This window comes from Actinomadura sp. NBRC 104425 (assembly GCF_030269545.1).
GTDB classification, from domain to species: Bacteria; Actinomycetota; Actinomycetes; order Streptosporangiales; family Streptosporangiaceae; genus Spirillospora; species Spirillospora keratinilytica.
In genome coordinates this window covers 1-23,319 of record NZ_BSTN01000027.1, presented here as the reverse complement: position 1 = coordinate 23,319, position 23,319 = coordinate 1, and the positions used below count along the sequence as shown (strand labels likewise).

Here is a 23,319-nt window from a genome sequence, read left to right as displayed (position 1 = left end):
CCACGATCAGCACATAAAGTGACTACATCGCTACTATTTGTAGCATCGCCCGATGTGCCGCGAGGAACCGGGCCGTCCGGGACGGCGAGCCGGGGGCGCCGCAAGCCGTCAGCCGCGGCGGGGCGGGCGGGGCAGGTGGCGGTTGACGTGGGGTGCCATCATCTGGGCGCGGAGGCGTTCCAGCTCGCGGCGGTCGCGCTTGGTGGGGCGGCCGGTGCCGGGGTCGCGGCGGACGACGGGCGCGAGCAGTTCGCGCGGCGGCGGGGGCGGGCTGTTGTCGATGAGGCATTCCGCCGCGACGGATGCGCCGACGCGGCGGCGGATGATGCGCCGCACCACCACCACGCGTTCCCGGCCGTCGTGCCGCAGCCGCACCTCGTCGCCGGGCTTGACCAGGGCGGACGGCTTGGCGCGCTTGTCATTGAGGCGGACGTGCCCGGCCCGGCACGCGGTGGTGGCCATCGAACGGGTCTTCAGCAGCCGCACCGCCCAGATCCACACGTCGATCCGCACCGAATCGTCGTCCGCCATGGCGACGACACTAACGCACGACCCGCGCCGCCCGGGAGGGCCCGCCGCCCGGACGGCGGGCCCGGCCGGTGCGGCGATCAGGTGGCGAACAGCTGGTTCAGGTCGGCGAACGCTTTAAACTCCAGGGCGTTGCCCGCGGGGTCGAGAAGGAACATCGTCCACTGCTCGCCCGGCTCGCCCTCGAAACGGACATACGGCTCGATCACGAACTTGGTGCCGGCGGCCCGCAGCCGGTCGGCGAGCCGGTGGAACTCCTCGACCGGCAGGACGAGCCCGAAGTGCGGGACGGGCACCTGATGGCCGTCGACGGGATTGGTCCCGGCGATGCCGTCGCGGGGCTTGTCCGAGGGCCCGTCGCCGACCTGGTGGGTGACGACCTGGTGGCCCATGAAGTTCCAGTCGATCCACCTGGTGTCGGACCGGCCCTGGCCGAAGCCGAGCACCGTCCCGTAGAACTCGCGGGCGGCGTCGAGGTCGTCGACGGGGATGGCCAGATGGAACGGCGGCAGTTGCGTGCTCATTGCGGCTTTCTCCTTGTCGAGGTGCCGGCGCGCGCGGATGCGGCCGGCGTCGTCGCGCGGGCTCGGCGACCCGTGCACGGCGGGCAGGCGCCCGGCTCCCGCGGCGTCAGTTGACCGGGGTGGGGGGCTCCTTCCCGGCCAGCACGGCGGCCGCGTTCGCCACCGACAGGCGACACATGCGTTCCCGGGTCGCCACGCCGGCGCTGCCCAGGTGGGGTGTGAGCACGGTGTTGGGCAGTTCGGTCAGCCGGGGGTCGACGTTCGGCTCGTCCTCGAACACGTCGAGCCCGGCCGCGGCGATCGTCCCCGAGCGCAGCGCCTCGATCAGCGCGTCCTCGTCCACGATCCCGCCGCGCGCGGTGTTGACGAGGATCGCCGTCGGCTTCATCCGGCGCAGCGCGTCGGCGTCGATGAGGTGCCGGGTGCGCTCGGTCAGCGGGCAGTGCAGGGTGACGACGTCGCTGCGTTCCAGCAGGTCCGGCAGTTCGAGGAACTCCACGTCGTCGTCCGGCGGCGCCGACCGCGACGGCGTCGCCACGATCTTCATGTCGAACGCGCGGGCGCGCCGCGCCACGGCCCGCCCGATCCGGCCGTAGCCGACGATGCCGAGGGTGGCGCCCGCGCTGATGTCCATCCCCAGCAGCATGCGCGGCCCCCACACCCACGGCGTGCGGTCGCGCAGCAGCCGGTCGCCGTCGAGCACGCGCCGGGCCGCGGCCAGGATGAGCGCCATGGTCAGGTCGGCGGTCGCGCCGTCCAGCACGCCCGGGGTGTTGGTGACTCGGACGCCGCGTTCGGTGGCGGCGGCCACGTCGATGTTGTCGTAGCCGACCGCCGTGTTCGCCACCACCTTGAGCTGCGGGCCGGCCGCGTCGAGGAACTCGGCGTCGATCCGCTCGGTCAACGTGCACACGACGGCGGCGGCGCCCGCCGCGTCCCGCAGCAGCGTGGCCCGGTCCGGCGGGTCCTCCCCGCCCGCGACGACGGGGCGCCCGAGACTGCGCACCTCGCGCATCGCCGCGTCGGTCAGCAGCCGGGGGACGTAGACGTGCGGCTCCATACTCACCTTTCTCACGGGCATGATCATCGGACGGCCATGGGGGCGAGGCCGAGGCCGGCGAGCGCGGCGGCGCCGGCGGCGGCGTGCTCGCCTCCGGCCAGCAGCAGCGTGCGCGCCGACTGGTAGCGGCAGCCGGCCGCGTCGAACTTCTCGGCGGCGGCGAGCAGGCGCGGCACGTCGCCGTCGAGCACCGCCTCCGCCCGGTCCACCTGGGCGGACGCGACGGGGTTGCCGGCGACCACGGCGCGGGCGGCGGCGATGCGGCCGCGGGCGTCCGGGTGCCCGCCGAGCACGGCCGCCTCCGCGCGCAGCGCCGCGTACCAGTGCAGCCAGACCCAGCACACCCACTTCCACACCTGGTCGGGCGCCGGCGCGACGCGTTCCAACGCCGCGTCGGCGTCCCCGTGGTGGAGCAGGACCGTGGCGTCGAAGACCGCGCCGTAGCCGAGGCGGTGGTCGGTTTCGACGCCGGCCTCGTCGACGATCGCCAGCCAGCGGGCCCGCGCGTCGCGGTCGCCGCGCAGGCCGTGGATCATCGCGACGGCCGCGGCGGCGGGGCCGATGGAGCGCGACCGCAGGCGGCCGCTCTGCTCCCAGGCGTCGAGGAACCGCGTGCCGACGGCGAGCGCCTCGTCGGCGTCGCCGGTGAACGCGTCCGCGACCAGCAGCCAGGACGTGGCGTGGTGGCCCGCCTCGGCCAGCAGCGGATGGTCGGCGAGCCGCCTGCCCCACCGGCGGGCCTGCTGCAGTTCGCCGACGCCGACGGCGGTTCCGGCGGCCATGGCGAGCGCGTCGATCAGCTCATGCGTGGCGGCGGGCGCGGTCGGTGCGGAGGCCAGGATGTCGATGCGGCGGCGGGCTGCGGCCGCGGCGGCGAAGGAGTCTCCGGCCCAGCTCTGGGCCCCGGACAGCGCGTCGAGCGCGGCGGACTCCGCCACCGGGTCGCCCGTGCGCCGGGCCAGCTCGACGGCCCGTTCGGCGCGCGCGACCGTCTCTTTCGCGGTGTTGTCCGGGGCGCCCTGGACGGCGCCGAACGCGTCGGCCTCCACCGCCGCCTCGGCCAGCGCGACGGCGGCCTCGGCGGCCGGGTCGTCGCCGCGCAGCTCCCGGGCCTGCGCGAGCATGGCGGCCACCTCGTCCGCGCGGGGAGTCCGCGCGAACGAGGTGGAGAAGCGGTAGGCGACGGTGGCGGCGGCCGCCAGGTCGCGGGCGGCGCCGGCGGGGTCACCGGCCCGGCGGGCGGCGTCGGCGGCGGCGCGGTGCAGGCGGTACATGTCGCCGTCGAGGCTGCGGCACCCGGCCACCGCGGCGGCGTGCCGCAGCGCCTCGGCCGCCTCGGCCGCGTCGGCGAGCCGGGCCGCCTGCTCGAACCGCTGCTGGGCCTCGCCGAGCAGGGTGCGGGCGAAGGCCAGCTCGGCCATGGCCAGGGCGAGCCGGTGGGCGTCCGCGCGCCGCTCCGGCCGGTCGGCGGCCCAGGTGAGGGCGGCCCGCATGTCCTGCGCCGCGGCGTCGAACCGGACGCGCCAGTCCGCGCCCGCGGCCCCGTTGAGCGCGGCCGCAGCGGCCAGGCACCAGTCCAGGTGCCGGGCGCGGACGTCGGTCAGCTCACCGGCGTCGGCGAGCCGCTCCGTCCCGTACTGGCGGACGGTCTCCAGCGCGTGATAGCGGGTTCCGGTCTGCGACGGTGTGACGGCGAGCAGGCTCTGCTCGGCGAGCCGGCCGAGCCCGTCGACGACCGCGGCCGGATTCAGCGGGGCGAATCCGGCGACGTCGGCCGCGGCGTCGGGGGTGAACGGCGCGACGAACACCGACACCCGGCGCAGCAGCGCCTGGTCCCGCGGTTCCAGCAGGTCGTGGCTCCAGTCCAGCACCGCGCGCACCGAACGGTGCCGGTCGTCGGCGCGGGGGCCGCCGGTGAGGATCCGCAGCGGGTCGGCGAGGCCGGCCAGGAGGCCGTCCAGTCCGAGCGTGGCCCACCGGGCCGCCGCCAGCTCGATCGCCAGCGCCATGCCGCCGAGCCGTTCGCAGATGGCCACGACGCCGTCGCCGGCCGCCGGTCCCGGCGGGGAGCCGACCGCCGCCGCCCGGTCCATGAACAGGGCCACCGCCTCGGACCGGTCGCCGCCGTCCCGCGACAGCGGCGGGACGGGGAAGACCCGCTCGAACGGCACCATCAGTCGGGCGCGGCTCGTCACCAGCACCCGCAGCCGCGGGCAGGCGGCGAGCAGCCGCTCCAGGAACGGCGCCACCCCGTCGCGGACGTGCTCGCAGTTGTCCAGCACCAGCAGCGCCCGGCGATCGGCCAGCGCGGCCAGCACCGCGTCGTCGATGTCGCGGCCGGGCTGCTCGCCCACGCCCATGGCGGCCGCGACCGCCGCGCCCACCCGGCCCGGCTCGGTGACAGGCACCAGGTCGACGAACCACACCCCGTCGGGGTAGTCGCCCGCCACGTCCGCCGCCACCGCCAGCGCCAGGCGCGTCTTGCCCACCCCGCCGGGCCCGACGACGGTGACCTGCCGGTGAGCCTTCACCGCGTCGGCCAGTTCGGCGCGCTCCCGCACCCGGCCGATGAACGTCGTCAGCGGTGCGGGCAGGGCGGGTGCCGGCTCGGCGCGCATGAACTCGGCCGCGTACCGGGCGAGCGCCCGCCGGTCGGGGAGTTGGAGCTTGCGCAGGAGCGAGGAGACGTGCGACTCGACGGTGCGCACGGAGATGACCAGCCGTGCGGCGATCTCCGCATTGCTGAGGTGCTCCCCGAGCAGCGCCAGAACGTCGGCCTCCCGGGCCGAGATCGCTGGCCTGGACACCGACTCATTATCCGTGGTGTTCTCCGTGGTCGGCACGGATGCGTCCGGCATATCGGACGGGCGAGGCTGTGATTCCGGCGATCGGGCCCGGCGGGACGGACCGGGGCGATCGCGGCACGACGACCACAGGAGTGATGATGACGACCGCCCCCGAGTGCCCATCCGCGGGCGGCGCTCCCCGCCCCCGAACCCGGCGCCGCCGTGACACCGAGCACCGGCTCGCCCACGACACCGACGTCTGGGTGGCCAGCGCCGCCCCGGACGGCGCGCCGCATCTGGTGCCGCTGTCGTTCGACTGGGACGGCGAGACGCTGCTGATGGCCACGCCGGCCGGCAGCCCGACCGGCCGGAACCTCGCCGCGACCGGGGTCGTCCGGCTGGGGCTGGGCCACACCCGCGACGTGACGGTGATCGACGGCCGGGTCGAGGTGCTGGAGATCGGCGCGCTGCCGCCGGAGCGGGGCGACCGGTTCGCCGCGCGCGCCGGCTTCGACCCGCGCGGGCCGGACACGCCGTACCGGTGGTTCCGCGTCCGGCCGCGCCGCGTCCAGGCGTGACGCGAGGCCAACGAGCTGCCCGGCCGCGAGCTGATGCGCGGCGGCGTCTGGCTGGGCTGACGCCCCGGCCGGGCGCGCCGCCCGGCATGACCGCACGTCCCGGGGTCGGTCGGCCCACGCACAGGACCATAGGGTGCTCTATCAACGCCCAAAACACCAGGAAGAGGACATTTCATGAGCAGCGCCGACAGCGGCTACGAGGGTTTCACCGCCGAAGAGCGGGCCGCGATGAAGGAGCACGCCCAGGAGCGCAAGAAGGCGGCGCGCCGCGCCTCGCGCGAGGAGAAGGCGGCGGAGGCGCTGCGGGACGTGCTGCAGAAGATCTCCGAGATGCCCGACTCGGACCGGATCATGGCCGAGCGCGTCCACGCCGTCATCACCGCCACCGCCCCGGACCTCGCGCCGCGGCTGTGGTACGGGATGCCCGCCTACGCGCTGGACGGCAAGGTCGTCTGCTTCTTCCAGGCCGCGGCGAAGTTCAAGGCGCGCTACGCCACGCTCGGCTTCAACGACCCGGCCAAGCTCGACGACGGACCGATGTGGGCGACCGCGTTCGCCCTGACCGAGGTGACCCCGGAGGTGGAGGAGCGGATCGCCGCCCTCCTCAAGCGCGCGGTGGGCTGACGCGCCCGCTCGACGGACGATCCCCGTGCGAGGCGGTGAGGGGCGGCCGGGTCGGCCCCCCTCACCGCCGCGGAACATGCCGCGCCGCCACTGCCCGCCCCCGCGGGGCACGGCGCGGGGCCAGGGGCGTTCGTGGCCTGGGGGTCGTGTCGCTCAGCCGGGGGACGAGTTCAGAGCCCTGCCCGCGGGCCTGATCGCGGTCGCCGTCATGACCAGCAGGAGGCCGGCGAGGGTCAGCCGGTACCCGGCGTCCTGCGCGCTCGTCGGCAGGCCGGTCAGCAGTGCGTAGGCCATGTCCGGCAGGACGTAGACCGCCGCCGCCAGCGCCCAGCGCGGACTGCGCGCGACGGCCGTCGCCCACACCCCGGCCAGCAGGAGGACGCCTTCCGTGCCCGCCCTGACCAGCTGCCAGACCGTGCCGTACTCCCGCACACCGGGCATGTAGACGAGGACGAAAGCGGCCGCCGGGATCGCCAGCCACCACCATGGCCGGGTGCGCAGGCGCCCCGGCCGGGCGGCGGCGAGGACAACGGCCCCGACCGCCAGCAGGCCGTAGGGCGCCAGCGAGATCCAGTCGTGGTATGCCGGGCCGAAGAACGGCGCCCAGTGCGTCGCCTCGGCTCCGAAGACCATGGCCCGGCTCGTCGAGAACGCCACGGCCAGGGCCAACGGCAGCGCCGCCGACGCCCAGCCGCGCAGAAGCGCGATCACCAGCATCGCGGAAGCGGCCAGCCACCACGGTGACGCGTGGTCGCCGACGCCGTACGCCAGGTTCGCCAGGGCGAGCGTCAGCAGGCCGAGCTGCGTGCCGTCGGCCCACCACGGCGCAGGCCCCTCGGCGGCCGCGCGGGCCCGGGCGGCGAAGCCCGCCGTGACGAGCCCGGCGGTCTCCCGCAGGGACGGGACGCGGCGGGGCGCGTCGTGCATCAGCGTGCCGAGGATCTCGGCGCCGTACTCCTCGCGGTGGGCGCGCGGGAAGGCCCGCAGGAAGAGCCGGTACCAGCCCTCGGTGAACGTCCCGCTCATGCGCCCGCCGTGCCCGGCGCCATCCGGGCGGTGACGACCCGGGCGGCCTGCTCCATGCGTGCCGCCTCCCGGGCGAGCGCCAGGCGGCCGTCCTCGGTGAGCCGGTAGTAGCGGCGGGGACGGCCCTGCACGGTCTCCTCGCGGTCCACGGCGACCAGCCCGTCGCCCGCGAGCCGGTCGAGCGCGCCGTAGAGGGTGCCGACGGCGAGCCGCACCCGCCCGCCGGACTGCTCCCCAGCCCGCTTGATGATCCCGTACCCGTGCAGCGGGCCGTCGAGCAGCGCGGCCAGCACGAAGTACGTGGGCTCGCTCATCACTGTCGATCGTCTGACCATACCCGGGACGATATATCACTATTCGATACATCGTCCCGCGATATATGAGCGAGTGATCCGGATCACTTCGCAGTGGACGCCGCCTGCGTGCCCGGTGCCGCGGCCGGGCACGCAGGCGGAGGTCATCAAGGCTGGGGGATCTGCAGGTACTTGATGGCCTTCCGGTGGTGGGTGTAGGCGATGTGGAGCGTGCCGTCAGGGGTCTGCCGGATGGTCGGGTACGACAGTTCTCGGTTCAGCCCGTCGCGGGAATTGTTGGTCAGGCAGTACCCGTCGCCCACTTCCAGGTCGTGCCGGTCCGGCCAGGTGCGGCCGCCGTCCGACGAGAAGGCCAGCGTCATCGGGGCGCGGGGGGCGCCCCAGAAGGCCCGGGCCGGCGGCTGCGCGGCCGCATCGCCGCTGCCGTCGTCGATCTCGTCGTAGAGCGAGTCGCGGCGGCCGGTCGCCTCCGCCGCGCTGCTGTGGTTGTAGACGAGGGCGAGACGGCCGTCCCGCAGCGGGACGTACTGGATGGACGAGTTGTTGTTCGGCAGTTCCGTGGGGACGGGCGCGCTCCAGGTCTCCCCGTCGTCGCTCGACCAGGACGCGTGGATCCAGTCCGCCCAGCGGCTGCGAAACAGCGCCAGCAGACGGCCGTCCGGCAGCCGGTGGACGTTCATGTGCACCAGCCCCGTGCTGGACGGCACCGGCCGCTCGCGCCACGAACCGCCCCCGTCATCGCTGATCATCACGCTGCTGGTGTCGTGGTCGCCGACCCACTTGGCGCCCGGCGTGCGGGGGCAGCGGAAGATCGGCAGCAGCCAGCGGCCGGACGGCAGCACCTCCACCGGCTGCCGGATGAACACCCCGCCGGCCTCGCCCGCCGGGAACAGCGTGCGCGGCGGCGACCAGGTGGCGCCGCCGTCCGCGGAGACCCGCACTCGCACCTCCGCGGTGTCCTGGTCGCCGAAGCGCTGCGCCGTGTACAGCAGCCACAGGTCGCCGGACGGCGTGGGGAACAGCAGCGGATTCTGCTCCGAGCGCTCCGGGTCGTCCGACAGCCGGACGGGCTCGCTCCAGGTGGAGCCGGACAGCCGGGAGAACCAGACGGAGATGTCCGGAATGCCCTCCTGGGTGCCGCCGAACCACACGCACGCCACCTCGCCGGACGGCAGGACGGTCAGGTTGGCGGCGTGGTTCTGCACGGCCGGGGCGGGCAGGAACGTCTCCCACCGCTCGTCGAAGGTCATGGCTCAGCTCCGCAGGGACGAGACGATCGCGCGGGGCTTGCGGCCCTGCATCGTCGCCGGGTCGAGGGCGGCCCGGCGCAGCGCGCGGGTGTACGGGTGGGACGGGGCGGACAGCACGGCGTCGGTCGGTCCCTCCTCCACGATCCTTCCTTCCTTCATCACCACGACCCGCGAGCTGATCTCGCGGACGACGCCGAGGTTGTGCGAGATGACGATGTAGGTCAGGCCGGTCTCCGCCTGCAGGTCGCGCAGCAGGTCCAGCACCTGGGCCTGCACCGACACGTCCAGCGCGGAGGTGGCCTCGTCGCACACCAGCAGGTCGGGGCCGCCGGCCAGGGCGCGGGCGATGCCGATGCGCTGGCGCTGCCCGCCGGAGAACTCGGCGGGCCGCCGGTGCAGCGCGCTGGACGGCAGCCCCACCCGGTCGAGCAGCTCGGCGGCCCGCCGCGACCGCTCGGCCTTGTCGCGCACCCCGGCCAGCCGCAGCGGCTCGGCGACGATCTGCTCGGCGGTCAGATGCGGGTCCAGCGACCCGTACGGGTCCTGGAAGATCATCTGGACCCGGCGGCGCAGCGGCCGCAGCCGCTTCTCCGGCAGCGCCGCCAGGTCGACGCCGTCCAGCAGGATCCGCCCCGACGTCGGCTTGAGCAGCCGGACGATCGAGCGGGCGGTGGTCGACTTGCCGCAGCCGGACTCGCCCACGATCGCCAGCGACCCGCCGCGCGGCACGTCGAAGCCGACCCCGTCGACCGCGCGGAACGTCCCGCCGCGCACCGGGTACTCCACGACCAGGTCCTGGACGGACAGCAGCGGCTCCCCGCTCATGGGCCCTCCTCGGTGACGGTCTCGTCCCACGGCCCCAGCGCGGGCACGGCGGCCAGCAGGTCGCGGGTGTACTGCTCGGACGGGGCGTCCACGATCTGCTCCACCGGTCCGGACTCGACGAACCGGCCGCCGCGCATGACGTGGATGCGGTCGGACACCAGGCGGGCCACGCCCAGGTCGTGGGTGATCATCCAGATGCCGACGCCGGTGCGTTCCTGCAGTTCCAGCAGCAGGTCGAGGATGCCCGCCTGGACGGTGACGTCCAGCGCCGAGGTGGGCTCGTCGGCCACCAGCAGGCCCGGCTCGGCGGCCAGCGCGATCGCGATGAGGACGCGTTGCAGCATGCCGCCCGACATCTGGTGCGGGTAGGCCTTCCACCGCTTCTCGGGGTCGCGGATCCGCACCTGCCGCAGCAGCTCGACGCCGCGTTCGCGCACCTGCGCCTTGGACAGGCCGGGGTGGCGCAGCCGGATCGCCTCGCCGAGCTGGGCGGCGACGGTGTGCACGGGGCTGAGCGCGGTCATCGGGTCCTGCGGGATCAGCGAGACGCTGCGTCCGCGCACCTTCGCCGCGGCCTTCGGGTCGGCCACCACGTCCACGCCGGAGATCCGGGCGCTGCCGGACAGCACGGCCAGCCCCTCGGGCAGCAGCCGCAGGATGCCCATCGCGGTGGTGGACTTGCCCGACCCGGACTCCCCGATGAATCGTCACGGTCTCGCCGCGGTCGATGGTGAAGGAGACGCCGTCCACCGCGCGCACCACGCCGTGGTCGGTGATCAGCTCGACCCGCAGGTCCTCGACCTCCAGCAGTCTGCTCATCGGTCGGCCTCCGTCCGGGTGCGGCGGCGGGTGCGGTCGCGCAGGCCGTCGCCCACCAGGTTGACGCCGATGACCAGCAGCGCGATCACCAGGCCGGGCAGCGTGACCAGCCACCAGGAGGTGGTGATGTAGTCCTGGCCGTCGGAGATGATGCGCCCCCAGGTGGCGAAGGGCCGCTGTGGCCCGGCGCCCAGGTAGCTCAGCGCGCTCTCCAGCAGCACCGCCTGCGCGAGCAGCAGCAGCACCACGAGCGTGGCCTGCCGGACGATGTTGGGGATGATGTGCCGGATGAGGATGGCGAACTTGCGCAAACCGAGCACCTGGGCGGCCGCCACGTACGGTTTCTCCCGTTCGACCAGCACCAGGGAGCGGGTCAGCCGGGCCACCTCGGGCCACTGCGCGACCGCGATCACGCAGGTGATGACGGTGACCGACGGTCCGAACAGCGCGACCACGAGCAGCAGCATCATCAGCAGCGGCAGCGACAGCTGGGCCTCCAGCAGCCGGGAGACGACCGTGTCGACCCAGCGCCCGTAGTAGCCGGCCGCGGCGCCCGCGACGATCCCGATGATCCCCGACACCAGCACGGCCAGCAGCCCGATCGACAGCGACACCTGCCCGCCGTGCAGCACCCGCGACAGCAGGTCCCGGCCGAGCTGGTCGGTGCCGAACAGGTGCCCGTCGGTCAGCGGGGGCAGCCGCCGCTTCGACAGGTCCTGCTCGTTGGGGCCGGGCAGCGGCAGGACGCCGGCCAGGACGATCGGCACCACCACGACCAGCGTGCACGCCGAGCCGATCCACAGCTTCAGCCGGGCGGCGCGGCGCCGCCGGGTCGCGGTGGCCTTCGCCATCAGCCGGGGCGTGACGGCGCTGGGCCGCGGTTCGGGCCGGGCCCCGGCGCCCGGCGCGCCTTCAGCAGCGATGCTCATGGCTCAGGCCGCCTTTCCGAGTCGCACCCGCGGATCCAGCAGCGGGTAGCACAGGTCGATCAACAGCTGGACGAGGATCGCCAGGCTGGCGGTCACCAGCACGGTCGCCTGGATGAGCGGGTAGTCGCGGGTCTCCAGCGCCCGCACCACCAGCGACCCGACCCCGGGCCAGCCGAACACCACCTCGACGACGACCACGCCGTTCAGCAGCGCGGCGAACCGGGTGCCGAGCGCCGTGAGCACCGGGATGGCCGAATTGCGCATCGCATAGCGCCAGGTCAGCGCCCGTTCCGACACCCCGCGCGAGCGGGCCACGGTGACGTAGGGGGACGCCAGCGCCGCCGCCATCTCGCGCCGCACCAGCCGGGAGATCAGCGCCAGCTGCAGCGTCGCGACCGTCACCGTCGGCAGCACCAGCCCGCCCCAGGTGGTGAAGCCGGACGCGGGCAGCACCGGGACCACCACGGCGAACATCGTCAGCAGCATCACGCCGATCCAGAAGTCCGGCATGGACTGCCCGGCGATCGTCATGATGCTCGCGCCGAGCTCCCGCTTGGTGTCGGCGCGGCGGGCCATCCACACGCCGAGCGGCACCGCCAGCACCGTCGTCACCGCGATCGCCGAGATCGCCAGGGTGACGGTGTAGGGGACCCGGTCGAGCACCACGTCCAGCGCCGGCGCCCGGAACGCGTAGCTGGTGCCGAGGTCGCCGCCGAGCAGGTCCTTGATGAAGATCCAGTACTGGGCGGGCAGCGACTCGGTCAGCCCGAGCTGCTCGCGGATCCGGTTCAGGTCCTCGGTGGACGGATTGGGCCCGGCCATCGCCGCCGCCGGGTCGCCGGGCGCCATCCGGATCAGCACGAACACCGTGGAGACCGTCAGGAAGACGGTCAGCACGCTCTGCCCGACACGGCGCGCCAGATAACGCAGCATCGCTCAGCCCTCCAGCCGCACGGAGGCGAGGTCGTAGGAGTTGGTCGGCGCCAGCGCCAGGTCGCGCACCCGCACCCGCCGGGCCAGCACCGCCTTCGGCACGAACGCCCACAGGCACGGCCAGGTCGCCCAGATGGCCTTCTGCGCGTCGGCGAGTATCCGGTCGCGCTTGTGCGGATCGGTCTCGCTCGACGCCTCGGCCAGCTTCGCCGCGATCTCGGGGAAGACGTAGCCCTGGTAGGTGTCGCGGGTGCGCTCCTTCTCGGGCGTCCCGCCGAACATGCCCTGCAGCGACGTCAGCGCGAGCCCGGTCTGGTTGCCGAAGCCGTTGCCGAGCACGTCCCAGTCGCCCCGCCTGCCCTGCCGCCACTGCAGGATGTCGCCGCCGGGCTCGAACTGCCGCAGGCTCGGCCGGACGCCGACGTCGCGCAGCATCTCCACGACGGCCTCCATCACCGAGGTGTCGGCGGGGAACTCGCCCGACTCCCAAATGATCGTGATGGGCAGGTCGCGGACGCCCAGCGCGTCCAGCATCCGCCGGGCGCGCGCCGGGTCGTGGACGTACCGGCCGACCTTGACCGCCCCTTGCAGCGCGGGCGGCACGACGCCTTCGGCCTGCTCCACCGACCCGGTCATGACGTCGTCGGCCAGCGCCTTGCCGTCGATGGCGTAGGTGAGGGCCTCGCGCACCCGGGCGTCGGCCAGCGGGTGCCCGCGCGGCTTGCGGAAGTTGTAGAACAGCTGGTTGATGCGGGTGCCGGCGATCCGCTCGATGCGCACGCCGGGCAGGCCCGCCAGCTGCTCGGCCGAGTCGGGGGAGATCGAGTCGATGACGTCCAGCTCGCCCGACCGGATCGCCACGACCCGGCCGGCCTCCTCGGGCACGAACCGCACCCGCACCCGCTCGACGCGGGGCCGCGGCCCCCAGTACGCGCGGTTGGCGGCCAGCGAGTACTCCCCGGAACCGCCGTCCGCCGCGGTGACCAGGTACGGCCCCGTCCCGACCCCGCTGCTCAGCTCCTGCGGCCGGTTGGCCGCCGCCGGAGTGATCAGGATGTTGGCCATCAGGTAGTCCAGCGTGGCCACGGGCACCTTGGTGTGCAGCTTGAACGTCCGGTCGTCGATCTTCTCGACCGTCGGTACCTCGGGGAACAGCCCCATGATGTACGAGCCGTTGACCTGCTGGTACATCGTCAGCGCCGTGGCGACGTCCTCGACCGTGACCGGTGTGCCGTCCGAGTAGCGCACACCCTGCCGCAGCCGCACCGTCCACTCGGTGGGCCGGGTCAGCTCGAACCGGTCGGCCAGCACCAGCCGCGGCTTGAGATCGGTGCCGATGCTGGTCAGCGCCTGCCGGACGGCCCGCTGCACGGTGACCGCCGCGTCGAACTGGTTGAGCTTGTTGTCCAGGCTGACCAGCGACCGGTTCAGCCCGAGCGAGATGGTGCCCGGCCCGGGCGCCCCGGTCGGCCCCGCGCAGGCGGCGGTCAGCGGACCGAGGGCCAGGCCCGCGCCCGCACCGGCGCCGAGACGGAGCATCGCGCGGCGGCTGAGCACCGGGCTGGGAGGAAGTCGGCTCATCGAAGACCTCACGACGTCGAGGGCAGGCCGGTCGACGCTGTCCGGCACTGCCACCAGGCGTTTCACGCCCTAGGGGTGGGATGTGCTGTGGTGTCGGTCACCATGGCACGATTGCGCGATTCACGCAATACCCCTCGCGCGTTTCGCGCAGACTGATTTCACCCGTGAACACCGTCCACCTGCCCGCCCAGCTCATCCAGGGCCCCCGACTCGCCCCCCTCTGCGTCCCACCGGACACCCCCACCGCCCGCGCACAACACGCAACCTCACCGTCCAAACCACGCACCCAGCCGGACGTGTGCGGCGTCGCCATGATGCTTTTCGCGAGCGACCAGTCGACAGGGCAAGGGCGTGTTCGTCCGCGACCGGGTGGAAGCCGAGACCTACCTCGCGCCGACGCCGGGCGGCCACTGCTACGAAGTGGTGGAGGTCGCAGAGCGTTCGGGCTGGAGGCCGGCGAACCGGTCCTGTTGCGCCGCCGCCTGCTTCGGCACGGCGGCCGACCGGTGCAGCTCGACTGGTCGTACCACCCGCTCGACCTGGCGCGCGGCACCGATCTCGCCGCGCCGGGCAGGATCCGCGGCGGCGCCCCCGCGGGTGCCGGCGGAACTGGTGCCGCCGCAGCGCTACCACGTCGACGCCGTGTCGGCCCGCATGCCGACGACCGAGGAAGCGATCACAACCATTCGCACATGCCCCGGCACCTCCATCGGTGCCCCATATGGCAACACGATCGGCACGTAACCGTGCACAAGTAGCGATATAGAAGACAGTGGTGAGAAAGGTGCGAACCACCTTATGTCGTCTCGCTCCGCCTGGGAGCAGTTGCCCACGGGTGACCGGCCTGCCGCACTTGCTGGGAAGTGGGTGACGATTGCGGCAACCCCGGCCCGATCGCTGGTCTGAGGCTCGAGAATGAAGGATGCTGTCCTGATCGCGGAGGTTCTCTCGCCGAAGGAGTGCCGTGCCGATCCCCGACTTCCAGACCCTGATGCGACCTGTCCTGGAGCTTCATGCCGACGGTGCTGATCACGAGTCGGCGGCGGTGGTCGCGGCGATGGCCGATCACTTCGAGCTCAGTGCGGACGAGCGGGCGGAGATGCTGCCGTCGGGCGGGCAGAAGCTGTTCAACAACCGGATCGCCTGGTCCGTAACCCACATGGCACAGGCCGGGCTGTTGGAGCGGCCTCGCCGGGGCGTCACCCGCATCACCGTACGCGGGCAGAAGGTCTTGGCGGAGTACCCGGACCGGTTGGACATGAAAGTGCTGAACCAGTTCGCCGAGTACCGCGAGTTCCGAGTGCGACGCCGCAGGTCCGGCAAGCCGGCCAACGGGCAGACAGCCGAATCGGACATGTCCTCGGCCGACGCGCCACCATTGGAGCTCATTCCGCAACTCGTCGCCGAAGCCCACACCGCACTGGCCGACGAACTGGTGGAACGGCTCCGGCAAGCACCTCCGGACTTCTTGGAACACTGCGTTCTGAAGCTGCTGACCCGGATGGGCTACGGCGGCCCGGAAGGCGAGGTACGTCACCTCGGCGGTCCCGGCGACGAGGGCATGGACGGACTGATCCGCCAAGACCCCCTCGGCCTGGATGTCGTCTACGTCCAGGCCAAGCGCTACGCCGCCGACCGGACCGTCCACCGCCCCGACGTGCAGGCGTTCGCCGGCGCGCTCCAAGGAGCCCAAGCCTCCAGGGGCATCTTCATCGCCACCACGCGCTTCTCGCCGGGCGCCATCGACTTTGCCGAAAAGGTGCCATCCCGAATTATCCTGATCGACGGTCGCCGCCTCGGTGAGCTCATGGTCGCCTACGACTGCGGCGTCCAGGAAGCCCAGACTGTGACGATCAAGAAGATCGACGAAGACTTCTTCACCAACGGATGAGCCAGGCTACGAAAAGCCCGCGACCCGGCTGTTTCCCATCCGCCCGGCTGCGCCGGTCGCACCGTCTGATGTTTCGTCATTGTGCTGGTGGATCGTTGATCGAAAGCGCGGACCTGCTCGGTCGGCCGGCTGCCGGTGGCCAGTAGCCGAGCGTCGGTATCGCGGACGTGCGACCGGGTCGGGGAACGCCGGCAACGTGCACGGTGCCGCGTGTGGTCCCACGGATACACCGGCTGATGACGGATCGCGGCGACGCTCTTCGCGATGCTTGCGGCGGGGCGTCGCCGTGTCAGCGCAGTGCCGCCGCCTGACGGGCGAGCCCCGCCGCGCCGAGACGCTCGGCGCGGTCGGCGACCTCCTCTATGACTCATTCGGCTGCGGCATCCTCGTGCAGTGCTCGCAGAGACCGCGCCTGATCAGGGCGGAAGTACAGCACCCATACGGCGTGACGCACCTCGGCCGGCAGCCCGTCGAGTCCAGCCGTCAGCAGCTCGACCGCCTCTTTATCCGCCCAGGTACTGGTAGGCGAGCCCGTGCTGCATGGTGAGCATGTCGGGGTCGAAGAGGTGAATCCATGGCGGTTCGTCCTCAGGATGCGCGGCGGCCTGCGCGATCAGCTCACGCGCTTCGTCGAACCCGCGGTCGGTGCCGGCTGTGTCGCCGAGGATCGCCAGGCCACGTGCCTCCTCCTGCACCGCCAGTGCTTGCACACGCCGAGGATGCGTTGGGGCTGTGCACGGTCACACGTGGAAGATCAGCTTCAGTGTCGGCCGTTGGCGTGTCGGGGGCTTTTGGGCGAGGCCACCTTCGCGAGGGCGTCGCCTACCATGCGTCCGTGCGAACGCTTGTGCTCTGGGACATCGATCACACGCTCGTCAGCGTCAGGCAACTGAGCGGTGAGATCTATGGGGAGGTGTTCCGCGAGGTCACCGGCCACCCGTTGGAGCGGTTGGCGGACATGGCAGGCCGTACGGACCGCGCAATCATGGCGGACACGCTGCGACTGCACGGCCTCGAGCCGACAGCCGAGATCATGGCCCGGTTCGCGCGCATGCTGGCGGAGGCCTTTTCCGTGCGCCAGGAAGACATCAGGGCGCGCGGCCGTGTCCTGCCAGGGGCGCGGGCGGCGTTGCGGGCGCTCGCCGATCAATCGGACGTGATCCAGTCCGTGCTGACCGGCAACATGAAGGAAATCGCCTTGTACAAACTGGCCGCTTTCGAGCTGGCGCCCTTCATGGATTTCGACATCGGGTCGTATGGCCTGGATGATGCTGAGCGACCGCCGTTGGTGAAGCTCGCCCAGCAGCGCGCGGCCCGTAAGTACGGTGAGACGTTCGACGCCGCCACGACCGTCCTGATCGGAGACACCCCTAACGACGTGCGGGCCGGGCACGAGGGCGGCTCTCGGGTCGTGGCGGTAGCGACGGGCGCCAGCGACGAGGCGGCGCTGCGAGCAGCGGGGGCCGAACTGGTGCTGCCCGACCTGACCGACACCGACGCCGTCGTCCAGGTGGTCCTGACGATCAGCGACTCCTGACGCCGGAGCACCCCCGCTCGCGCAGGGGAAACCTGACCTTCTGCTCCAGCTCACTGACACGTTGCGGAGCACGGAACCCCCCGCTCGCGCAGGGAGGACGGCGACACCGTCCCGTCCGGGCCGACCGCCTGCCGAAACACCCCCGCTTGCTCGGGGAGGACGCTCGGCACGGAGGGCGAGCGGATCCACCTCAAGTGCCCGCTGTTCGGCTCACGGTTCAGGTGGGGAACGCGACTTCTACAAGGAGGCCGCCGTCGGGGAGGGCGTGGGCGGTGAGGGTGGCGTCGTGGGCCGTGGCTATGGCGCGGACGATCGACAGGCCGAGGCCGTGGTGGCCGTTGCCGTGCGAGGAGCGTCCACCGAGACGCTGGAAGGGCTCGAAAAGCCGGTCCACCTGGTCCGGCGGGATGACGGGACCGGTGTTGACGACGGAGACCGACGCCCGACCCGCCCTGGTCTCCGTGGCGACCTCCACGCGGCCGCCGGGCACGTTGTGGTGGACGGCGTTCTCGACGAGGTTGGCGACCAGGCGGGCGGCCAGCGCGAGGTGGCCCGTGGACGCCGCGGGCTCGATCCGGGTGTGGACGCGGATGCCGCGCCCGTCCGCCTCGGTGCGGGTCGCCTCGACGGCCCGGCGGGCGAGGTCGGCCAGGTCGAAGGGGTCCCGGCGGTCGAGGCCGCGTTCGCTGCCGGTCAGCGTGAGCAAAGCCTCCAGCAGCGACCCCTGGTCCCGGCTGATCTCCAGCAGCCGCTCCGAGGTCGCCCGGTACGAGTGCAGGGTCGCCTCCCGGTCGGTGAGGGTCTCCTCCAGCAGCGCGCGCTCCAGGGTGAGCGGCGTCCGCAGCTCGTGCGCGGCGTTGGCGACGAAGCGCTTGTGCGCGTCGAGGGCGGCCGCCAGCCGTTCGAGCAGGCCGTCGACGGTGTCGGCGAGGTCCTTCAACTCGTCACGGGGCCCGGCGAAGGCGAGCCGCTCGTGCACGTTGCTGGCGGAGATCCGCTGGATGGTGGCGGTCATCGTGCGCAGCGGGCGCAGCACGCGCCCGGCGACCAGCCACCCCAGCGCGATCGAGACCACCACCATGACCGCCAGGGCGGTGCCGGACTGGAGCAGAAGCTCCCGCAGCTGTGCGTCCCGGCCGGCCCGCAGCAGCTCGCGGAACTGCCGCGGGTTGCCGTGGTCGGTGATGACCACCAGTCCGACCTTGGAACGGCTGAACAGCCAGAAGTTGAGCGCCAGGAGCAACGTACCGGAGATCATGAACAGTCCGCCGTACAGGGCGGTGAGGCGCATCCGCACGGTGCGGAAGGCGTCAGGAAGGCGCACGGTCGTCACCGATCCGGTAGCCGCCCTGCGGGATGGTCTCGATCACCGGGGGCGGGCCGAGCTTGGCCCGCAGCCGGTTCACCGTCGCCTTGACGGTGGTGGTGAACGGGTCGGCGGCCTCGTCCCACACCCGTTCCAGCAGCTCCTCGGCGGGCACGGCACGCCCGTCCGCGCCGAGCAGGTACTCCAGGACCGCGAACTCCTTCGGGCTCAGCGCCAGCCGCATCCCCGCCCGGGTCGCGATCCGCTGAGCCGGGTCCAGCCGCAGGTCGCCGCGCTCCAGGACGGGCGGCAGCGCGGGCTGGGCGCGGCGTCCCAGGGCCCGGATCCGGGCCACCAGCTCGGCGTAGGCGAACGGTTTGGGCAGGTAGTCGTCGGCGCCCATGCTCAGCCCGGACACGCGGTCGGCGACCGTGCCGGACGCGGTCAGCATCAGCACGCGGGTGCGGCGGGTCCGGCTCACCAGCGACCGGCACACGTCGTCACCGTGGACGACGGGCAGGTCCCGGTCGAGCACGACGACGTCGTACTCCACCACGGACGTCCGCTCGAGCGCCGCCGTGCCGTCATGGGCGACGTCGACGGCCATCCCCTCCCGGCGCAGGACCCTCGCCACGGACGCCGCGAGTTCGGCGTGGTCCTCAACCACCAGCACTCTCATCGCAACCCCAAGGTAACCAACGGCGCGGTCACAGCCCGGTCACAGCCGCTCTGACCGCGGTGTGACCGCCCGCCGCGTAGAACTGGTCGCCATCAGCCGTCCACCGACGCGAAGGAGATCAGGTGATGTCCGCGACGAGACCGGGACGGGCTCTGGTGCTGCCGCTGGCGGCGCTGTCGATATTGCTGCCGGGGCTCGCGGCCTGCGGCGGGTCGGACGCCTCGTCCGGCGGGACTGGTACGGCGGCCAGCGGCGGCGGGCGGTCCACCGCCAAGGCCGACGACCGGTACCTGGCGTACGCCCGGTGCATGCGCCGCAACGGCGTCCCCGACTGGCCCGACCCCATCGACGGGACGAAGTTCCTCATGCCGAGGGGGAAGGTCAACCCCGAGACACCCGAGTTCAAGGCCGCGGAGAAGGCGTGTGAGTCGGTGCGTCCGCCGGGCTGGCATTCCGGCGGACGGCAGGACCCGGACGCGCAGGCCAAGATGCTCAAGTACGCCCAGTGCATGCGCCAGAACGGACTGTCGCAGTTCCCCGACCCCCAGAACGGCCGACTCGACATCGGTGACCTGGACCCCGAGTCGCCCCAGTTCAAGGCGGCCGAGCAGAAGTGCCGGTCGCTGCGGCCTGCGGGAGCCGGGGGATGAGCGCGATGGTCGATCGGACTCCGCACACCGCCGCCGGCACCGACCCCGCGCCGCCGGCCACGGAACGCCGTAGGCCGCGGGGGCGCAGACGGTGGATGGTCCTCGCCGGTGCGGGAGTCCTGGCGCTGCTGACCGCGGCGGGCGCCGCCGTCGCGGGCCCGTTCGGCGGCGAGGACACCCCGCCCGCAACCTCCACCGATGGCACCACCCTGGTCCCCGTCCGGGAGGCGCCGCTGTCCACGCGGGTGACGCGGAGCGGGACGCTCTCGTACGCGGCCCAGGGCGACGGCACCCCGTACACCGTCGTCAACCAGGCCAAGGGCGTCTACACCCGCCTCCCGGGCGAGGGCAAGGAGATCGGCTGCGGCAGGACCCTCTACCGGGTGGACGAGAAGCCGGTCGTACTGATCTGCGGCAAAACCCCCGTCTACCGCGCCCTGTCGGTGGGCGCCAAAGGGCGCGAGGTGCGCGATCTCAACGCCAACCTCGTGAGGCTCGGCTACGCCGAGAAGACCGAGATCGACCCCGACTCCGACTACTACGGGTGGGAGACGGCGGAGGCGGTCGCCGCACTCCAGGACGATCTGGGCGCCGCCGAGACCGGCGAACTGGCCCTGGGGGACGCGGTGTTCCTCCCCGGCCCGATTCGGGTGTCGAAGACGATGGCCAAGACCGGGGCGCCGGCGGCGCCGGGAGCCCAGGTCGCCCAGGCCACCTCGACCGGGCGCCAGGTGACGGTGGAACTGGACCCCGCTCAGCAGACCCACGTCAAGGCGGGGGACCGCGTCCAGATCACCCTCCCGGACAACAAAACGACCCCAGGCCGGGTGAGCCGCATCGGGACGGTCGCCAAGCCCGTCGACGAGGAGAAGGACTCCTCCGGCTCCACGATCCCGGTGTCCATCGAGCTCACCCGTCCCAAGGACGCGGGGACGCTGGACCAGGCACCGGTCAGGGTGGAGATCACCACCGACAAGGTCGCGAAGGCCCTGGTCGTCCCGGTCACCGCGCTGCTCGGCAGGGACGGCGGCGGCTACGCCGTCGAGGTGGCAGACCCGGCGGACGCCCGCAAGCGTCGCCTGGTCCCCGTGACGCTCGGCATGTTCGACAGCGGCGACGGCCTCGTGCAGGTGTCCGGGGCCCTGTCGGTGGGCGACCGAGTGGTGGTGCCCGCCTCATGAGCACGACGCACGACCTGCACGACCGGCCTCCGGCGCTCCAGCTCGACGCCGTCACCAAGACCTACGGGGGACAGTCGCCCGTGCCCGCGCTGCGCGGCGTGAGCCTCACCGTCCGGCACGGCGAGCTGGTCGCCGTCGTCGGGCCGTCGGGCTCGGGGAAGACGACCCTCCTGCACGTCATGGGCACGCTGGAGCGGCCCACGACCGGGCTGGTCCGGATCGACGGCGTCGACACGGCCGGGCTGGACGACCGCGGACTCGCGGCCCTGCGCGCCCGCCGCATCGGGTTCGTCTTCCAGCAGTTCTTCCTGGCCGCGCACTCCACGGCCCTGGAGAACGTCGCGGACGGTCTGCTGTACGCGGGCGTGGAGGCCGGTGAGCGGCGGCGCCGCGCCGCCGAGGCCCTCGACCGCGTGGGGCTCGCGCACCGCCGCGACTTCCGCCCCGGGGCCATGTCCGGAGGCGAACGCCAGCGGGTGGCGATCGCCCGCGCGCTGGTGGGCCGCCCGGCGATCGTCCTCGCCGACGAGCCGACCGGCAACCTCGACAGCGCCACCGGCGCCTCGATCCTCGACCTGCTGCGGGAGCTGAACGACGAGGGCGCCACCATCGTCATGATCACGCACGACGGCGACCTGGCCGCGCAGCTGCCCCGCCGGGTGCAGGTGCGCGACGGCCGGATCGTCGCCGACGACGGCCCCGCCGTCCCCGCCGGGGCCGCCGCGGCACCGGGAGAGGCGGACTGACATGCCGCATCACATGCCGGATCCGTCCCAACCCGTCCCCGCGCGGCTGAGCCTGCGGGACCAGCTCCGGGTGGCGGGCACCGGGCTGCGCGCCCGGCCGCTGCGCGCCCTGCTGTCCGCGCTCGGCATCGCCATCGGCACCACGGCGATCGTCGCGGTCCTCGGGCTGTCGGCGTCGTCGCAGGCCGGGCTGCTTGCCGAGATCGACCGGCTCGGCACGAACCTGCTGACCGCCAGCGCCGGCCAGAGCTTCACCCAGGAGCGGGCGGTCATGCCGGTCGCCGCGCCCGCCCGCGTCGCGCGGCTCGGCGCCGTGGAGGAGGTGGCGCACACCGGCACCGTCGAGAACGCCATGGTGTACCGCAGCCCGCTCATTCCCGCGATCAACACCAACGGGCTGAAGGTGCAGGCGGCGAGCCTGAACCTGCCGCAGGTCGCGGGGGCCTCGGTCGCTCACGGCCGCTGGCTGAACGAGGCCACTGCGACACAGCCCGCCGTCGTGCTCGGCGCGACGGCCGCGCGGCGGCTGGGCATCGACCGCGTCCGCCCGGGGCAGCGCGTGTGGCTGGGCGGGCAGTGGTTCTACGTCGCCGGGATCCTCACCCCGGCGACACTCGCACCGGACATCGACTCCAGCGCCCTGGTCGGATACCCGGCCGCACGGCGCTACCTCGGCCACATCGCCATGGTCCGCGGCGAACCCGTGGACGGCCCGCCCAGCACCCTCTACGTACGGTCCGAGACCGCCAAGGTGGAGGCAGTGCAGCGGGTGCTTGCGCAAACCGCGAACCCGGAGGCGCCGAACGAGGTCAACGTGAGCCAGCCCTCCGACGCGCTCACCGCCCGCGCCGCCGCGCAGGGGGCCTTCAACAGCCTGTTCCTGGGACTCGGCGTGGTCGCCCTGGTGGTGGGGGCGGTCGGCGTGGCCAACATCATGATCATCTCCGTCTTGGAGCGCCGCTCGGAAATCGGCCTGCGCCGCGCGCTCGGCGCCACCCGGAACCAGATCCGCACGCAGTTCCTGGCGGAGGCGATCCTGCTGTCGGTACTCGGCGGCGCCGCGGGCGTGGTGGCGGGTGCTGCCGCGACGGCGGTGTACGCCGGTCTGCGGGGCTGGACCATCGTCATTCCCGTCCAGGCGTGGGTGGGCGGCATAGGCTCGGCCGTCCTCATCGGCGCCGTCGCCGGTCTCCTGCCCGCCCTTCGCGCCGCCCGCCTCTCCCCAACCGAGGCCCTGCGCACGACCTGAAGGGTGGAGACGGGGCCGGTGTCGACGACGGACACCGATGCCCGTCCCGCCCTGGTCGTCATGGTGATCTCCACCCGGCCGCCGGGCGCGCCCCGCGCGCCCCGCGCCCTTTGCACGGATGTCGGGAGGCTGGACCAGGCACCGGTCCGGGTGGAGATCACCACCGACAGGGGGCGCAACGCATCTTCCGCGAGTTCCTCGGCCTCGAGGACTCCATCGAGAAGGGCCTGTTCGCCATCGCCGAGGGCCTGACCCGCGATGGCATCCCGTGCCCGTCCGCCCACGACCGCGCCCGCAACCCGC

At 73.0% G+C, this 23,319-nt stretch carries 24 protein-coding genes; 9 read left to right on the top strand and 15 right to left on the bottom strand.

The genetic code is table 11. The annotated features are described in order from the left end of the window. Nucleotides 1-108: 108 nt before the first annotated feature. From QSK22_RS27805 to QSK22_RS27790, 4 genes are all read right to left on the bottom strand, one after another. The gene (locus tag QSK22_RS27805; protein WP_285497371.1) at nt 109-531 is read right to left on the bottom strand and encodes an RNA-binding S4 domain-containing protein; all 423 of its coding nucleotides are present in this window, start codon (nt 529-531) and stop codon (nt 109-111) included. A 77-nt stretch (nt 532-608) separates the two neighbouring features. Further along, nucleotides 609-1,052 (bottom strand): VOC family protein, encoded by a 444-nt coding sequence (locus QSK22_RS27800; protein WP_285497370.1) that lies wholly within the window; start codon nt 1,050-1,052, stop codon nt 609-611. Between the two features lie 106 nt (nt 1,053-1,158). Beyond that, complete coding sequence (locus tag QSK22_RS27795) at nt 1,159-2,127, bottom strand: 2-hydroxyacid dehydrogenase (protein WP_285497369.1); 969 nt, start codon at nt 2,125-2,127, stop codon at nt 1,159-1,161. Between the two features lie 8 nt (nt 2,128-2,135). Beyond that, entirely contained in the window at nt 2,136-4,919 is a 2,784-nt protein-coding gene (locus QSK22_RS27790) for an ATP-binding protein (protein WP_285497368.1), read from the bottom strand. Between the two features lie 137 nt (nt 4,920-5,056). Here QSK22_RS27790 and QSK22_RS27785 point away from each other — a divergent pair, with 137 nt between their 5' ends. Next, nucleotides 5,057-5,476 carry a pyridoxamine 5'-phosphate oxidase family protein gene (locus tag QSK22_RS27785; protein WP_352231493.1) on the top strand — a complete coding sequence of 140 codons (420 nt, stop codon included), beginning with the start codon at nt 5,057-5,059 and terminating at the stop codon, nt 5,474-5,476. Nucleotides 5,477-5,650: 174 nt separating this feature from the next. Next, the gene (locus QSK22_RS27780; RefSeq protein WP_285497366.1) at nt 5,651-6,100 is read left to right on the top strand and encodes an iron chaperone; all 450 of its coding nucleotides are present in this window, start codon (nt 5,651-5,653) and stop codon (nt 6,098-6,100) included. 153 nt (nt 6,101-6,253) lie between these two features. Here the strand turns inward: QSK22_RS27780 and QSK22_RS27775 are convergent, their stop codons facing one another. The 8 genes from QSK22_RS27775 to QSK22_RS27740 form a co-directional block, all read right to left on the bottom strand. After that, nucleotides 6,254-7,126 carry a hypothetical protein gene (locus QSK22_RS27775; RefSeq protein WP_285497365.1) on the bottom strand — a complete coding sequence of 291 codons (873 nt, stop codon included), beginning with the start codon at nt 7,124-7,126 and terminating at the stop codon, nt 6,254-6,256. Further along, nucleotides 7,123-7,440 (bottom strand): PadR family transcriptional regulator, encoded by a 318-nt coding sequence (locus QSK22_RS27770; RefSeq protein ID WP_285497364.1) that lies wholly within the window; start codon nt 7,438-7,440, stop codon nt 7,123-7,125. The genes QSK22_RS27775 and QSK22_RS27770 overlap by 4 nt, the downstream gene beginning before the upstream one ends. A gap of 146 nt (nt 7,441-7,586) precedes the next feature. Beyond that, a complete protein-coding gene (locus QSK22_RS27765; protein WP_285497363.1) occupies nt 7,587-8,690 on the bottom strand; it encodes a sialidase family protein in 1,104 nt (367 codons plus the stop codon). Between the two features lie 3 nt (nt 8,691-8,693). Beyond that, nucleotides 8,694-9,515, bottom strand: coding sequence for an ATP-binding cassette domain-containing protein (locus QSK22_RS27760; RefSeq protein WP_285497362.1), 822 nt, complete (start codon nt 9,513-9,515; stop codon nt 8,694-8,696). Then, complete coding sequence (locus QSK22_RS27755; RefSeq protein ID WP_285497360.1) at nt 9,512-10,180, bottom strand: ATP-binding cassette domain-containing protein; 669 nt, start codon at nt 10,178-10,180, stop codon at nt 9,512-9,514. Before QSK22_RS27755 ends, QSK22_RS27760 begins: the two co-directional genes overlap by 4 nt. Nucleotides 10,181-10,330: 150 nt before the next feature. After that, nucleotides 10,331-11,263 carry an ABC transporter permease gene (locus QSK22_RS27750; protein ID WP_285497359.1) on the bottom strand — a complete coding sequence of 311 codons (933 nt, stop codon included), beginning with the start codon at nt 11,261-11,263 and terminating at the stop codon, nt 10,331-10,333. 3 nt (nt 11,264-11,266) lie between these two features. Next, nucleotides 11,267-12,196: an ABC transporter permease gene (locus QSK22_RS27745; RefSeq protein ID WP_285497358.1), complete on the bottom strand. Its 930-nt coding sequence runs from the start codon at nt 12,194-12,196 to the stop codon at nt 11,267-11,269. 3 nt (nt 12,197-12,199) lie between these two features. Next, nucleotides 12,200-13,777 (bottom strand): ABC transporter substrate-binding protein, encoded by a 1,578-nt coding sequence (locus QSK22_RS27740; RefSeq protein ID WP_285497357.1) that lies wholly within the window; start codon nt 13,775-13,777, stop codon nt 12,200-12,202. A 351-nt stretch (nt 13,778-14,128) separates the two neighbouring features. Between QSK22_RS27740 and QSK22_RS27735 the strand changes: the two genes are divergently transcribed. Both QSK22_RS27735 and QSK22_RS27730 read left to right on the top strand, forming a co-directional pair. Continuing rightward, the gene (locus QSK22_RS27735; protein WP_285497356.1) at nt 14,129-14,521 is read left to right on the top strand and encodes a hypothetical protein; all 393 of its coding nucleotides are present in this window, start codon (nt 14,129-14,131) and stop codon (nt 14,519-14,521) included. A gap of 220 nt (nt 14,522-14,741) precedes the next feature. Beyond that, a complete protein-coding gene (locus QSK22_RS27730) occupies nt 14,742-15,668 on the top strand; it encodes a restriction endonuclease (protein ID WP_285497355.1) in 927 nt (308 codons plus the stop codon). Nucleotides 15,669-16,171: 503 nt separating this feature from the next. Here QSK22_RS27730 and QSK22_RS27725 read toward each other — a convergent pair. Beyond that, entirely contained in the window at nt 16,172-16,378 is a 207-nt protein-coding gene (locus QSK22_RS27725; protein WP_285497354.1) for a hypothetical protein, read from the bottom strand. 125 nt (nt 16,379-16,503) lie between these two features. On the opposite strand from QSK22_RS27725, the gene QSK22_RS27720 reads away from it, so the two are divergent. Beyond that, nucleotides 16,504-17,205 (top strand): HAD family hydrolase, encoded by a 702-nt coding sequence (locus tag QSK22_RS27720; RefSeq protein ID WP_285497353.1) that lies wholly within the window; start codon nt 16,504-16,506, stop codon nt 17,203-17,205. Between the two features lie 217 nt (nt 17,206-17,422). Here QSK22_RS27720 and QSK22_RS27715 read toward each other — a convergent pair whose 3' ends face one another. Both QSK22_RS27715 and QSK22_RS27710 read right to left on the bottom strand, forming a co-directional pair. Then, nucleotides 17,423-18,529 (bottom strand): sensor histidine kinase, encoded by a 1,107-nt coding sequence (locus QSK22_RS27715; protein WP_285497352.1) that lies wholly within the window; start codon nt 18,527-18,529, stop codon nt 17,423-17,425. Then, nucleotides 18,516-19,190, bottom strand: coding sequence for a response regulator transcription factor (locus tag QSK22_RS27710; RefSeq protein WP_285497351.1), 675 nt, complete (start codon nt 19,188-19,190; stop codon nt 18,516-18,518). The genes QSK22_RS27715 and QSK22_RS27710 overlap by 14 nt, the downstream gene beginning before the upstream one ends. A 125-nt stretch (nt 19,191-19,315) precedes the next feature. On the opposite strand from QSK22_RS27710, the gene QSK22_RS27705 reads away from it, so the two are divergent. The 4 genes from QSK22_RS27705 (at nt 19,316) to QSK22_RS27690 (ending at nt 23,016) form a co-directional block, all read left to right on the top strand. Beyond that, a complete protein-coding gene (locus QSK22_RS27705) occupies nt 19,316-19,840 on the top strand; it encodes a hypothetical protein (protein ID WP_285497350.1) in 525 nt (174 codons plus the stop codon). Nucleotides 19,841-19,935: 95 nt separating this feature from the next. Then, nucleotides 19,936-21,021 carry a peptidoglycan-binding protein gene (locus QSK22_RS27700; RefSeq protein WP_285497349.1) on the top strand — a complete coding sequence of 362 codons (1,086 nt, stop codon included), beginning with the start codon at nt 19,936-19,938 and terminating at the stop codon, nt 21,019-21,021. After that, nucleotides 21,018-21,767: an ABC transporter ATP-binding protein gene (locus QSK22_RS27695; RefSeq protein WP_285497348.1), complete on the top strand. Its 750-nt coding sequence runs from the start codon at nt 21,018-21,020 to the stop codon at nt 21,765-21,767. Before QSK22_RS27700 ends, QSK22_RS27695 begins: the two co-directional genes overlap by 4 nt. A gap of 13 nt (nt 21,768-21,780) precedes the next feature. Beyond that, the gene (locus tag QSK22_RS27690; RefSeq protein WP_285497347.1) at nt 21,781-23,016 is read left to right on the top strand and encodes an ABC transporter permease; all 1,236 of its coding nucleotides are present in this window, start codon (nt 21,781-21,783) and stop codon (nt 23,014-23,016) included. The last annotated feature ends 303 nt before the right edge of the window (nt 23,017-23,319 follow it).